The 13043-nt window shown below is 62.3% G+C and carries 10 protein-coding genes and 1 pseudogene; 6 read left to right on the forward strand and 5 right to left on the reverse strand.

Features of this window, described 5'->3' with window-relative positions; all coding sequences use genetic code 11:
- Nucleotides 1-92 precede the first annotated feature (92 nt).
- The 5 genes from gfa to G3N94_RS18525 all read right to left on the reverse strand — a co-directional run bounded on the left by gfa (nucleotide 93) and on the right by G3N94_RS18525 (nucleotide 4048).
- Complete coding sequence (gene gfa, locus G3N94_RS18505; RefSeq protein ID WP_205794064.1) at nucleotides 93-668, reverse strand: S-(hydroxymethyl)glutathione synthase; 576 nt, start codon at nucleotides 666-668, stop codon at nucleotides 93-95.
- Between the two features lie 22 nt (nucleotides 669-690).
- Nucleotides 691-1800, reverse strand: coding sequence for an S-(hydroxymethyl)glutathione dehydrogenase/class III alcohol dehydrogenase (locus G3N94_RS18510; protein WP_205794065.1), 1110 nt, complete (start codon nucleotides 1798-1800; stop codon nucleotides 691-693).
- Nucleotides 1801-1856: 56 nt separating this feature from the next.
- On the reverse strand, nucleotides 1857-2132 hold the full coding sequence (gene frmR / locus G3N94_RS18515; RefSeq protein ID WP_205794072.1) for a formaldehyde-responsive transcriptional repressor FrmR: 276 nt from the start codon (nucleotides 2130-2132) through the stop codon (nucleotides 1857-1859).
- Between the two features lie 300 nt (nucleotides 2133-2432).
- On the reverse strand, nucleotides 2433-3734 hold the full coding sequence (locus tag G3N94_RS18520) for a type II toxin-antitoxin system HipA family toxin (protein WP_205794066.1): 1302 nt from the start codon (nucleotides 3732-3734) through the stop codon (nucleotides 2433-2435).
- Nucleotides 3731-4048 (reverse strand): helix-turn-helix transcriptional regulator, encoded by a 318-nt coding sequence (locus tag G3N94_RS18525; protein ID WP_241021933.1) that lies wholly within the window; start codon nucleotides 4046-4048, stop codon nucleotides 3731-3733. The genes G3N94_RS18520 and G3N94_RS18525 overlap by 4 nt, the downstream gene beginning before the upstream one ends.
- Before the next feature lie 290 nt (nucleotides 4049-4338).
- Here G3N94_RS18525 and G3N94_RS18530 point away from each other — a divergent pair, with 290 nt between their 5' ends.
- The 6 genes and pseudogenes from G3N94_RS18530 to G3N94_RS18555 form a co-directional block, all read left to right on the forward strand.
- Entirely contained in the window at nucleotides 4339-4596 is a 258-nt protein-coding gene (locus tag G3N94_RS18530) for a hypothetical protein (RefSeq protein WP_205794068.1), read from the forward strand.
- Between the two features lie 616 nt (nucleotides 4597-5212).
- The gene (locus G3N94_RS18535; RefSeq protein WP_205794069.1) at nucleotides 5213-6670 is read left to right on the forward strand and encodes a hypothetical protein; all 1458 of its coding nucleotides are present in this window, start codon (nucleotides 5213-5215) and stop codon (nucleotides 6668-6670) included.
- A 230-nt stretch (nucleotides 6671-6900) separates the two neighbouring features.
- Nucleotides 6901-9429 (forward strand): valine--tRNA ligase, encoded by a 2529-nt coding sequence (valS, locus tag G3N94_RS18540; RefSeq protein ID WP_346778714.1) that lies wholly within the window; start codon nucleotides 6901-6903, stop codon nucleotides 9427-9429.
- A 294-nt stretch (nucleotides 9430-9723) separates the two neighbouring features.
- The gene (locus tag G3N94_RS18545; RefSeq protein ID WP_205794071.1) at nucleotides 9724-10344 is read left to right on the forward strand and encodes a TetR/AcrR family transcriptional regulator; all 621 of its coding nucleotides are present in this window, start codon (nucleotides 9724-9726) and stop codon (nucleotides 10342-10344) included.
- Between the two features lie 72 nt (nucleotides 10345-10416).
- A complete protein-coding gene (locus G3N94_RS18550) occupies nucleotides 10417-12615 on the forward strand; it encodes a TonB-dependent siderophore receptor (RefSeq protein ID WP_241021934.1) in 2199 nt (732 codons plus the stop codon).
- Nucleotides 12612-13043: pseudogene (locus G3N94_RS18555) on the forward strand (hypothetical protein); the annotation flags it as partial. The gene G3N94_RS18550 and the pseudogene G3N94_RS18555, both read left to right, overlap by 4 nt.

Below are 13043 nucleotides of genomic sequence, written 5' to 3' on the forward strand. Positions count from 1 at the left end.
TCAGGGGGCGAACAAGGATCACTCTTATGCGCTGCGGCGCATAAGAGTGTCCGCGCCACGTCCGACATCCGGCGCAGCGCATTCGCCGTGAATCACGCCTCGCGATACGTGCCCTTGGCCTTGGCCGCCTGGATGGCCAGAAGGTCCATCAGCGCCGGACTGAGGCAATCATAGGGTTCCAGACCTTTGTCGCGCAGCGTTTGACGTATTTCGGCCATCGCGGACGGCGGCGTTCCGCTTTCGATGATCGACGAGACGAACGCCGCGAAGCCCGGGCCGTCCCAGCCAGCGTCTGTCGACAACTCGGTGTGAATGAAGTCGAGACCATAGAACGCATGCGCGCTGTTCTCGATACGGCCGAACAGGTGCGTGCCGCAGACCGTGCACGCGTGCCGCTGGATCAGCGCGCTTTCGTCCACGATCTTCAGCTTTTCACCGTGCGCAGTGACCGACAGCTTGTCACGAGACACCACGCCGACGACCGAAAACAGCGCGCCGGCCGGCTTCCAGCATTTGGTACATCCGCATGCGTGGTTGAACGCGACCTGCGAATCGACGCGAACCTCGACGGGTTCGTCCGCGCACCGGCAGCGCAGCGTGCCACCAGCGAAATGCTCGGCACCTTTCTCGATGCCGCGGTCAACCGACGGGTGAATAGCGACTGCCATGGTCTGTCTCCTTTCGCGAGTTTCAGAAATGCACGACGGTCCGGATGGATTTGCCTTCGTGCATCAGGTCAAACGCTTCATTGATATCGGTGAGTGCCTTCGTGTGGGTCACGAACGGCGCAAGCTCGATCTTGCCGGCCATCGCGTCCTCGACCATCCCCGGCAATTCGGAGCGACCCTTGACGCCGCCGAACGCGGTGCCGAGCCAACGGCGGCCGGTGACAAGCTGGAACGGACGGGTGGAGATTTCCTGGCCGGCGCCAGCCACGCCGATGACGACGGATTGCCCCCAGCCGCGGTGCGCACATTCGAGCGCGGCGCGCATCACGTTGACGTTGCCGATGCACTCGAAGCTATGGTCGACGCCCCAGCCGGTCATCTCCACGATCACCTGCTGGATGGGCTTTTCAGAGTCCTTGGGGTTCACGCAATCGGTGGCGCCGAACGCACGCGCGAGGTCGAACTTGCCGGGGTTGGTGTCGATCGCGATGATGCGCCCGGCCTTGGCGAGCTTGGCGCCCTGGATCACGGCCAGCCCGATGCCGCCGAGGCCGAACACGGCGACGGTATCGCCTTCCTGCACCTTGGCGGTGTTTTTCACCGCACCGAGGCCCGTGGTGACGCCGCAGCCCAGCAGGCAAACCTGCTCCGGATTCGCCTGCGGATTGATCTTCGCAAGCGACACTTCGGCGACGACGGTGTATTCGCTGAACGTCGAGCAACCCATGTAGTGATAGATGGGCTGGCCGTTGTAGCTGAAGCGCGTCGTTCCATCGGGCATCACGCCCTTGCCCTGGGTTGCCCGCACGGACACGCAAAGATTGGTCTTGCCGCTCTTGCAGAACAGACACTCTCCGCACTCGGCGGTGTACAGCGGGATCACGTGGTCGCCGGGTTTCACGCTCGTCACGCCTTCGCCGACTTCTACCACGATGCCGGCGCCTTCGTGGCCCAGCACGACAGGAAACAGCCCCTCCGGATCATCCCCGGACAATGTGAAAGCATCGGTATGACAAACGCCGGTATGGGTGATCTTGACCAGGACCTCGCCCTTGCGAGGCGGTTCGACGTCGATTTCGACGATCTCCAGCGGTTTACCAGCCTCAAAGGCAACAGCGGCACGCGATTTCATGGCAGTCCTATTAAAATTTTGTCGAACGGATCGGCAGGTTGGAGACCCCTCGCCAGTCAGCGCAGGTAGGATCGAACGAGACTCACGATGTCATCGATCGACCCCGAGGCGGGCGGTGCAGAGTCCGCGAGTTGGGTGAACTCCTCGCGCAAATGGCTTTCGAGTACGCCAGCCATGACCCCATTGATCGCGCCCCGGATCGCTGCCAGCTGCTGGAGCACCGGGCCGCAGTCCGCGCCTTCTTCGAGCGCGCGTTCGAGGGCGTTCAACTGTCCGCGAACTTTACGCACGCGTGTCAGGACGCGCTTCTTTTCTTCGGGTGAATGGGGCATGGCGTCGCGAAAGTCATGATACTGGGCGGCAGTATAGGTCAATACTGGTCGGGAGTATATGGGGGGAATCATCGACGTTGGCCTGATGTGTGATCGAATCGGTCTCCATCTGGACGGCCGACGAACCTGGGGCCGCCTGTCCGGCGCGACGGCCTGGTCTGCGCCAGATTGCGACGAAGTTGGTAAATACGTCGGCAAGACAGCGATGGCCAAGAGCGCTCGTATGCTGGTGGCACGCGTGCGCCGCTTCCAAGCCGGGCGCCAGGTTCCGGTCGTGTGGGGCACGATGAGCGATTGCTGCTATGCCAGCAAGTCAGCGGCGACGCGCATTTGCCCGTTTTCGAATGCCGGCGCAAAGGCGTCGAGGTCGTCATTGTTCATGCCGACTGGCGCTGATTTTGCGATCGCCTTCCAGTTCCGGACCGCCGCGCATACCTCGGCGAGCGCGCGCTTTGCGTCGTCTTCTGACAGCCAGAAGTACGAGGCTATGTCCAGCACGTCCGCAATGGAATCGACTGGCCCGGAATCCCCGGTGAGCCACAACTTCAGCTCCGGGTCCTTGTCCGGGAATGGGTTGATGTCGAAGGCCGGCGCAAGCCGCCATTGGCCGTGCTCGACATGCAGGAATCCGTGATTCTGCACGTGGTCGTCCACGTTCGTGATGAGCAGGTTGAACGCCAGTCGACGCCACAGCTCCTCGAGGTCGCGTGCCGGGTCCGCGCAGCGCGTGATGATGACGTCGGCAATCTGCGTGTACGCATGCTCGTCCGCGCGCGATGCCTGCAGCATTGAACCGGCGGAGAGATACGGAATGCGCCCGCCGCCGACCCGATCGAATCGACGCACGAGCGCGACCGGCACGTCATCCGACATGACGATGCGCGACCTGGCGACGGTGACGCCGGCCGCTGCGGCCAGGTGAAGGGCCAGCACCTCGCCGCGCGTGACGCTACGGTCGTCCTTGATGCTCGGGAATTTTCCGATAGCCAGGTGCCCGTCTTCGTCGAGTATCGTGCACTTGGGCCGCATGCCGCCGAGCGAGGTGCCGCGCCCGCGCAGATACTTCAGGTCGGCCTCCGTTTCCTTGTTCATCTCGACCGCACGCGTGGCGCCGATGAGCTGCGCCAGTTCGAGCAGCGGCGGCGTGCCGCGGCCGCCATCCTCGATGGTGCGCAGGAAGTTACCGGCCTCGTCGATCAGGCGCACCGCGCCGATACGGCTCTGGTCGTCCACACCAAGCAAGTAATCCATCTCGGTCAGCGCCGCGCCGGGCGCGGGGTTGCCCGCTGCCCGGGCTGCCTTGCGTCGCTTCGCATGGTCGCGCGCAATGACGCGGCATCCCCAGCCATCCGGCTCGGTGTCCGCAAACGCGAAGTGGAAAATCGAATCGTCCTTCGACGGCGCCTTGCGAAACTGGTGTCCCGCGACGAGCGCGAGGTCGGGCGACAACTCGAAGCGGTCCGCCGCCGCGAGCCACGTCGCGTCGTAGGCGAACGCCGTGAATTCGCGTCCGCCGTCCTTGCTATGGGTGAGCGTGCCGACCGGCCGCGCCGCCTCGCCCAGCGCGACCTTGACGACCTGTCTTGCGGCCGGCTTGCTCATAGGGCGCCCGAGTCCGATTTGATGCGCTTCCTGCGTACGCGCTGGGGCAATTGCTCGTTCATGAGGGACAGGCCGATATCGTCGGATGCCGTGTCGAGCAGCCGGGTGATTTTGTCCAGCTCGCCGAGGACGAAGAACGCCTGCGCGATTGTCCCGATCGAGATGCCGGTGTCACCGCGTTCCATTCGACGCACCGTGGCCTCGGAAACCCGCAGACGCTCGGCCATTGATGCTTGCGTCAGATGGCGCCGCCGACGCGCCAGCGCCAAGTCTGTACCGAGCTTTTTGACGGCGCGCGCCACCGGTGTCGACAACGACTCTCCCGAGCGCTTACCGCTCATATTTGAGCGATCATCATGCTTTAGGTTACTCATTTGAGTGGTTGTAGCGTCGTGTGAGGGTTGGAGGAATTCTACCGCAGTGCACGACGTCCGTCAAAGCGGGCGGAGACTTATAGATCATATTTGAGCGGTTAAAATATATTATCGATCAAATATGATCTGTAAATCTCGTGAGATCAAGGATGCCGTTGAATCGGCAGCCGGAAGTTCGCACGAGCCGGCACGGTCAGTGGCACGAACCTTGCCAACAGGAAGACGGGGGCGTGCTCGAACCGCTGTCCGAGCGCCTGCAGTGGGCCGTTGCGGAAGGCGTCGGACGAGGCGTCCGGATTCTGCCGCCACGCGCAGGCGGCAATGCCCTGGTCGTCCTGGAGCAGCCGCGCCTCGTCGACCGAGGCTTCACCGGAAAACCGTATGCATCTGTACATCTGGTTCGGCCATTGCAACAGGACCGCGTTTTACTGCCGGACATCGTCGGACAGTCATCGAACCTGATCGAAGCAGATATTTTTTATCAGTGAAAAATGTGGACATGAATCGCAGCCTGTCGATTAATCGGCAAAGTGCAATTATTAGGCATTCGTAATAACAATTTTCAATTGCTTGCTTTTTCTCCGCCTACCTATACTCAGGCCACGTAAATCGCACCGCGTGGTCGCCTGCCGCAAGCAGGCCGAGCGGGATGGCGTCTTGCGACGAGGTGGCAGTCGAGCGACAAGAACGAAATAAAAAATACGCGCATTTGTAATAAACCGTGATTGCGGGACGGGAAATTGACGGGCACATGTCAATTGCCGGAAAAATATTGATTCGGGGGCCGTATGGCGAGTGAGACTGACGCGCAGCAACCGCGCTGGGCGCGCGATGACGTGTTCGACGCGCCGCATGAACTCGGCATCCATTACATCTTCGGCGTCGCACCGCTCGAACCAACTTGACCCGAGGCTGAGTGTTGCAATCGAAATCGCCCCGGATGTCCGGCGCGCGTCGCTGCCCCCTTCGCATGGACTAGCTCGATAAATCGCCTCGATCGTGATCGCATGTGGTCCGGCAGAAGGCGAGGTGCTGCGAATCGGACGTGCACGATCGAAGCATCGATGGGCGGGCGGCAGAACATGGAGACCATGGAGACACGAAATGAATGGAAATGCATGGGAAGGCGAACGCATTCGGGGCAGTTCGCCGCAGGAGCTGACAGTCGACTCGACGGCGTTCACGCATGAAGCGTCGCGTCTGTTCAATGAGGAAATCCTGCCCAGATGGGAAAACTCACAGAACGTGTGGCGTAACGCGTGGGCGATGGACACGCTTCTGGATTATTTTTCGATCTGCGGCGTCGACGCGTCACCTTATGCGCAGGTCGCGTTGGACGCACTGAATCCGCAGAAAGCCGGCAACTGGTGGGATGATTTCGGGTGGATTGGAATAGCGGCGCTGCGTGCGGCGCAAAACAACACGTTTGCCCAGCAACGAGAAGCCTTTTTGAAGGTTGCGATCAATGCGTGGGCGTATATGCATGGGCCGGGATGGTCGCTTGCCAACACGGCAATCTACCCGTTCATGGATGTTCCCGGTTGGGAAGACTATGCGTACGCACACACACCCAACATCGGCGCGCCCAATGTCTGGAACGCAATCGACGATACGTGGGGCACGGGTACGCACGATCAGAAACTGCGATTGAGACCGCGCTATTTGCCGGGCGGCGCGTGGAATTCACCCATTAAAGCTGACAGCCATCCTGTGCCGGTCGTCGAGGCTGATGCTGGCAATGGCTGGTTCAATTACCTCAATCCGGTACAGAACACGGTAACAAACGGGCTCTACGCGATCCTCACGCTACGTATCTGGCAAGCGTCCGGTAACCCGGCTTTCGCTACGGTCTTCGAGCAGTCTGGATTGAGGAGGGAGGCATGTCTGCAGGCATGGATGGACCAGATCGGCTGGCTGGACCGGTGGATGACGAAAACCGGCGACGCCAAAGCATCGCTGGTTCTGCCGACGACGCAAGGGTGCCTCGTCCGGGAGCGGGTATCGACGTTTTATCCGATCGATGATGCACATTGGGACGCCGCTTACCAGCAGGATCTGATCTGGACTGGCGACCAGGGGCTGCTCCTCGGTGCGCTTCGCGAGGCAGAGGCGGCAAGCGTACTGTCAGTCAAACCGGCTGCTTTCGCGCTGTACCCGCGCATCGTTGCCGGCGTGTTCGAAAGTTGCTACAAGCCTCGTCGCTATGGCGGTGTAATTGGTCGCTTCCTCCTTCCATGGCTGGTCGTCGGAAAAAGCGATTGGGCAAACGCGCAATCGCCGGGTAGCGACGATGGAGACTATGAGACCGGACCCGGGGTTTTCATGCGGTATCTGCTACAGGCGTTCAAGGCCGATCCATCGCTGGCGCAGCCATTCCGTCAATTTATCGTTGATTCTGCAACGGCTTTTGGAAGCGGGGCGTTCGGTGACCCTCAACCCGGCGGCGCGTGTGACGCATATACGCCTCGTCCAGAGCAGGACGAGGTCGATCAGATGACGGCGTATGTCAATCGACTGTCCGTGCTGCTGCTGGCGATTGAAATGAGCGCGCACGGTGTCTGACCTGCCGGTCGATTGACGGGGCCAAGGCGGGGCCAACGACGGGGATTGCGGCGATCACCACAATCGTCTATAAATTGACATCCGTTCTACAAGAACGGATGTCCTTTCCCCTTACCCATGGAGGATGCTATGTCACCGTTAAACGTAACGCCGCGCTGATCGTCTCGACAGCCACACCTTCAAACGCTTCTCCCTCCCCTCAATCAACGACACCGCTCGTCAGCCGCGCTATTCCGGAGAAACCGGGACTCGAAGGAATCGAAGCAAAGTGGAGCGCCTGCTGGGAAACCCGGCGCATTTATGCGTTCGACCGCACCGCCACGCGCGAATCGGTGTATTCGATCGACACCCCGCCGCCCACCGTGTCCGGCTCGCTGCACGTCGGTCATGTGTTCAGCTACACGCACACCGACATCATCGCGCGCTTCCAGCGCATGACCGGCAAGACCGTGTTCTATCCGATGGGATGGGATGACAACGGCCTGCCGACGGAGCGCCGCGTGGAGAACTTTTATGGCGTCGTGTGCGATTCGCATGTGCGCTACGAGCCAGACTTTCGGGCGCCGGATCCGGTGCCGACACAGCGTGCATCGTTCCAGCGGATCAGCCGCCGCAATTTCATCGAGCTATGCCACCAGTTGACCGCCATCGACGAGGCAGCGTTTCGCGCGCTGTTCGTGCGGCTCGGCATCTCGGTCGACTGGGATCTCAATTACGCGACGATCGATGCGCGCGCACAGCGTATCAGCCAGCGTGCGCTTCTGCGCAATCTGCAACGCGGGGAGCTCTATCAGCAGGAAGCCCCTTGCCTGTGGGACGTGACGTTCCAGACCGCGGTGGCCCAGGCGGAACTCGAAGATCGCGAGATCGACGGCGCGTGGCATGACCTCCGGTTCATCGATGCGGATGGCCAGGACGTGATCGTGTCCACCACCCGGCCCGAACTGCTCGCCGCATGCGTCGCACTCGTCGTGCATCCCGATGACGCGCGGTTTCACACAATCGCCGGCACGCGTGTGCGCTGCCCGCTGTTCGGGTTCGACGTTCCCGTGATGACCCATGCGCTCGCCGATCCCGGCAAAGGTTCGGGCATCGCGATGGTGTGCACGTTCGGCGATCTGACCGACGTGGTCTGGTGGCGCGAACTTGCACTGCCGACGCGTGCGATCGTCCGCGAGGATGGCCGCCTGCGCGACGATACGCCTGCATGGCTCGCTTCGGACGAAGGCAGCCGCGCCTATGCGCACATCGCGGGCAGGCCGCTACCCGACGCGCGCCGCGAGATTGCCGTTCAGCTCGCGTCGGCCGGCTGCCTGATCGGCGCACCGCGCCCGGTCAGGCACACGGTCAAATTCTTCGAGAAAGGCGATCGACCGTTGGAGATCGTCGCGACGCGCCAGTGGTATCTGCGTAACGGCGGACGCGATGCATCGCTGCGCGACGCGTTGCTCGCGCGCGGCGCCGGGCTTCAGTGGCATCCGCCATTCATGGGCAGCCGCTATGCGAACTGGGTGGGCGGCTTGAACGGCGACTGGCTGATCAGCCGTCAGCGCGTGTTCGGCGTGCCGATTCCGCTGTGGTATCCACTCGACGCGGAAAGCCAGCCCGATTACGGCGCACCGATCCGGCCAGACGAAGCGGCGCTGCCCGTCGATCCGCAAGGCGCTGTTCCGCCCGGCTATTGCGAGGATCAGCGCGGTCAGCCCGGCGGGTTCATCGGCGAAAGCGACGTGATGGATACGTGGGCGACCAGTTCGCTCACGCCACAGATTGCCGCCGCGTGGGGCGAACCGGACGGATGCTTCGAACGCGTGTTTCCGATGGACCTGCGCCCGCAGGCGCACGACATCATCCGGACCTGGCTGTTCTCGACGGTCGTGCGCTCCCATCTGGAGAGCGCGCATTTGCCGTGGACGCATGCGATGCTGTCCGGCTGGATCCTCGATCCGGACCGCAAGAAGATGTCGAAGTCGAAGGGCAATGTGGTGACGCCCACCGCGTTGCTGGATACGCACGGCTCGGATGGCGTCCGTTACTGGGCCGCGCTGGGGCGCCCGGGCATGGACGCCGCGTTCGACGAAACGCAGATGCGCAACGGCCGCCGCCTTGCGCTCAAACTGCTGAACGTCTCCCGGTTCGTGCTTGGCTTCGGCGAGCCACAGGACGCGCCGCCTGCCGAGGCGCTCGATCGCGCGATGCTCGCGCGTCTGGCCGAGGTCGTGACGCTCGCGACAGAGGCCTTCGAGGCGCTCGACTACAGCAAGGCGCTCGCGCATGTCGAAGCCTTTTTCTGGTGGTACTGCGACGACTATGTGGAGCTCGTGAAGCGCCGCGCACGAGGAGACGATGCGCGCGCGGCTTCCGCGCATCGTGCGCTCGCGGCTTCGTTGTCGGTGTTGCAGCGGCTGTTCGCGCCGTTCCTGCCGTTCGCTGCCGAAGAGTGCTGGTCGTGGTGGCAGCCGGGATCGATCCATCGTTCGGCGTGGCCCTCGGCGGCATCGCTTGAGGTGCTGGCTGGCGCAGGCGCCGACAGCGCGCTCGTCGCCGTCGTGTCCGACGTGCTGCGCGATATCCGCCGGGCAAAGTCGGACGCGAAAGTGTCGATGAAGGCCGCTGTTTCCGTCGTCCGCGTCGGCGATACGGCGCAGCGTCTCGCTTCATTGCAGCAAGCGCGCGGCGATCTGTGCGACGCGGCGCACATTGGCGAGCTCGTCACGATCCCATCGGAGCCGCGACGCGTTGACGTGACGCTCGGCTGAACCCGCTCGCGCGACCATCGCATATCCGGGGGAAGCGATCGCGCAAGATGGTCGCTCCGCATGCATTGCACGCGGAGCGACCGGACCAGGTGTGGTCCGCATCCGCCTGAAACCGTACGGACGAGTGGATTCTCCAGATAAGCATGTGACGGAAATTTCTTGGACACGTCGATGCCCGCTCAATAACATACCAATCGTACTGTTTTGCTGCGGCAATGCAGCAAGGCTTCGACGAGCAACATCAATGAGCCGCAGTCCGATCGCACGCGGGGTGAGACGGACGCGCCAAGCATCATGACGAACACAACATCCGATATCGGGAAACCTGCGAGGCGTTCACAGCGCGCGCGCAGTTCTGCAGCCCGCAACGCACTGATCAACGCGACGCTGGCGTGCGTCAACGACGTGGGCCTCGCGAAGACTTCCATCAGCGAAATCTGTCAGCGTGCGGGACTGTCGCGCGGCGCGCTGCTTCATCATTTTCCGCACAAGAACGAGTTGCTCGTGGCGTCGTATGTCGAGTGGATCGGCACGAGAATCGGCATGCTCGAACGGCGCATCGCAGCCGGCGCGAGCGTGCGCGACGAGGTGACGGCATGGCGCGCGCAGATGCGCGAAACCTTTCCGACGTCGCTGGAGTTCTATTGGGCGTTGCAGAACGACGCGGATCTGCGAGAGCGTTTCAACACGGCGCTGCTGTCGCACCCGATCGGCGACGACAAGAGCGGTCACCCCGTGGATACGTGCATCGACGAATCGCCCAAACCGTCGCTCACGCGCTATGTGATCGTGTGCTTCATTCGCGGTTTGTGTCTGCAGGAGTTTTTCGTTCGGAATCCGTCGATTCCCGATCAGGCTTTCGAGCATTTCATCGAGATTCTGAGCACGTACATCGAGCGGTCACTCTCGGCTTAAACCTGACACGTGGAAGTGTCGATTCAGCTTCGGTGTTCTTCGGACTCTCCACATCATATCGGACTACTAAAATTGAAAACAGGAATTCTCCATCAGCGCGTGCTTCCTGCCATGCTGATCGGTGCGGGGTTGTTGACGGCAGGCCACGTGTACGCCGCTGACGAAAACAGCACGAACGATGACGCATCGTCGGCTACGCCGACGAAAACGTCACCCGGCAAGCAGACTGCAGCGCCAGTTGCAAAGTCGAGCGACACCGTACGCAGCCTCGCCACGGTGACGGTGCAGGGTTCGCGCCAGCAGGCGCCGAAAGTGTCGAGCGGCGCGCTCGGCACGCGTTCGGATCTGGAAACGCCATTTTCCACGCGCGTGGTCACGCAACAGGATCTCGAAGACCGTCAGGTGAAGTCGCTCGGCAAGGTGTTCGCCGAGGACGCGGCGGTGCTGTCGTTAGGCGACACGTATTCGTTCAACGCGTATTCGATCAATGTTCGCGGCATGGCGCTCGACGATTTCAACGGCTACAAGATCAACGGCCTGCCGTTCTATATGACGACGGTCGAACTGCCCGTCGAGTCGTTCGAATCGATTCAGTTGCTCAAAGGCGCGTCCGGTTTCATGTATGGCTTCGGTGCGCCGGGCGGCATCATCAACTTCGTGACGAAGAAGCCGACCGACACGTTCACGTTCAGTACCGATGTCGGCTATAGCTCCGATGGCATTGTCAGCGAACACATCGACACGGGCGGACGCTTTGGCCCGCAAAGCATGTTCGGCTATCGCTTCAACATCGCGCACGAGCAGGGCGATACGTATAACGGCGCGCATGTGCTGCGCAATTCGGAGTCGCTGTCGCTCGATGCTCGCCTGACCCAGTCGCTCACATGGACGTTCGACGGTCTCTATCAGTCGCGCAAGGTGGACGGCGGCATTCAGGACGTTAAGCTCACCAATTTCACTGGCACGAGCGTGCCGCGCGCGCCGAGCGGACGCACGAATCTTTCCGCTTACGGCGATACGTTCTTCAATTCGAACGTCTATTTCCTGAGCAGCGGCTTGCATTGGCAGATCGATCCGGTGTGGAAAGCAAGCATCGACTACAGCCATAGCAAGGACGAACGGAGCTACTCGGGGCAATGGCTCGATCTGCTCAATCCGCAGGGCGATTTCGATACGACCCTGAACCGTGCTCGCGGCTCGTCGATTTACGATATCGTGCAGGCGACGCTCGAAGGCAAGTTCTCGACGGGGCCGATCGATCATCAGGTCGTGCTCGGCGCGTCGGAACAGTGGCTGTCGAAGAAAACCGTGCCGAAGGCGCTGTACACGGACATCGGCTCGAACAACCTTTACAACCCGATCACGCCGCGAACGTGGAACGGCACGTTCAACTATGGCCTGCAGTACAACAATTTCAATTCGCAGCAGAAGTCGCTGTTTGCCAGCGACACGCTGAGCTTCCTGAAATACTGGTCGATTCTCGCAGGCGTTCGCTACACGAGCTATCGCCAGACGTCGTATACCGCGCCCGGCACGGCCGGCAGCACCTATACGAAGACGCCGGTCACGCCCACGCTCGCACTGATGTTTCGTCCGCGCAGCGACCTGCTGTTTTACGCGAGCTACGTCGAGGCGCTCGAGGACGGCGGCACGGCGTCGCAAGGCTACGCGAACGCGGACCAGGTGCTCGACCCGATCAAGAGCAAGCAATACGAAGTGGGCGTGAAGTATGACGCCCGGCATTATGGCGCGTCCGCTGCGCTGTTCCGCATCGAGCGCGGCGCGCAATACGGCAATGCGCAGAACGTGTACGTGTCGAACGGCAAGGTGCGCATCAATGGCCTCGAACTGAACGGCCGCGTCGATCTGCCCGCGGGTTTCCGCGTCGCAGCGAGCACCGCGTGGGAATCGGGCACGTATAACGAGACCGAAGCGGATCTCGTCGGCAATCGCGTCGAGGGCATTCCGCGCTGGCAGGCCACGTTGCAGGTGAGCGACCGCATTCCGGGCCTGCAAGGCCTGACCGCGAACGTCGACGCGCATTACTACGGCAGCATGAAGGCCGATGCGAACAACCAGTTTGTGCTGCCGAGCTACACGCTGTTCAACGCGGGCCTCAGCTATCGCACGACGATCGGCGGCCATGGCGTGACGTTGCGCGCCGAAGTCGACAACATCTTCAATCGCCATTACTGGGGCTTCCTGCAGTCCGATTACCTCTTCGTCGGCGCGCCGCGCACGCTCGCGCTCAACGCGAGGTTCGACCTGTGAGCGCCGCGTCGCTGACCGTGGGAGATCCCGCGCTGGCGCAGCGGCGGCGCGCGGCGTGGCGAGTGCTCGTCGCCGGGGCGCGGCATGGTGCGACTGCCGCGTCGCGGCAGGCGAGTGCGAGCGCCGATGCATCGCTCGACGCGCGTGACGGCGGTCCTGTAACCGTGCGTCAGGCCGTGGGCGGCGTGCTCGTCGTCGGCGTGTTACATGCGGTGCTGATCGCGGCGTGGCTGCACGCGCAGCCCGCGTCGCACGAACCGGTCGTTACGCCGCCAATCGCGTTGCAGATGACGGCCGCACCGCAACCGCTGCCGCAAGCGCCCGCACCCAAGCCGGTGACACCGCCGAAGCCGTTGCCTCAGGCGCGGCATGCGCCGAAGCCGCGCCAAGTGCCGACACCTGCGCAAGCGCCGTCTGCATCCGTGCCG

Source organism: Burkholderia sp. Ac-20353 (genome assembly GCF_017104785.1).
GTDB lineage: Bacteria > Pseudomonadota > Gammaproteobacteria > Burkholderiales > Burkholderiaceae > Burkholderia.

Bases quoted from the DNA above. Each gene is read 5' to 3' on its own strand.
- gfa (WP_205794064.1), bottom strand. From the start codon at position 668: ATGGCAGTCGCTATTCACCCGTCGGTTGACCGCGGCATCGAGAAAGGT.
- G3N94_RS18520 (WP_205794066.1), bottom strand. From the start codon at position 3,734: ATGAGCAAGCCGGCCGCAAGACAGGTCGTCAAGGTCGCGCTGGGCGAG.
- G3N94_RS18535 (WP_205794069.1), top strand. From the start codon at position 5,213: ATGAATGGAAATGCATGGGAAGGCGAACGCATTCGGGGCAGTTCGCCG.
- G3N94_RS18510 (WP_205794065.1), bottom strand. From the start codon at position 1,800: ATGAAATCGCGTGCCGCTGTTGCCTTTGAGGCTGGTAAACCGCTGGAG.
- G3N94_RS18545 (WP_205794071.1), top strand. From the start codon at position 9,724: ATGACGAACACAACATCCGATATCGGGAAACCTGCGAGGCGTTCACAG.
- frmR (WP_205794072.1), bottom strand. From the start codon at position 2,132: ATGCCCCATTCACCCGAAGAAAAGAAGCGCGTCCTGACACGCGTGCGT.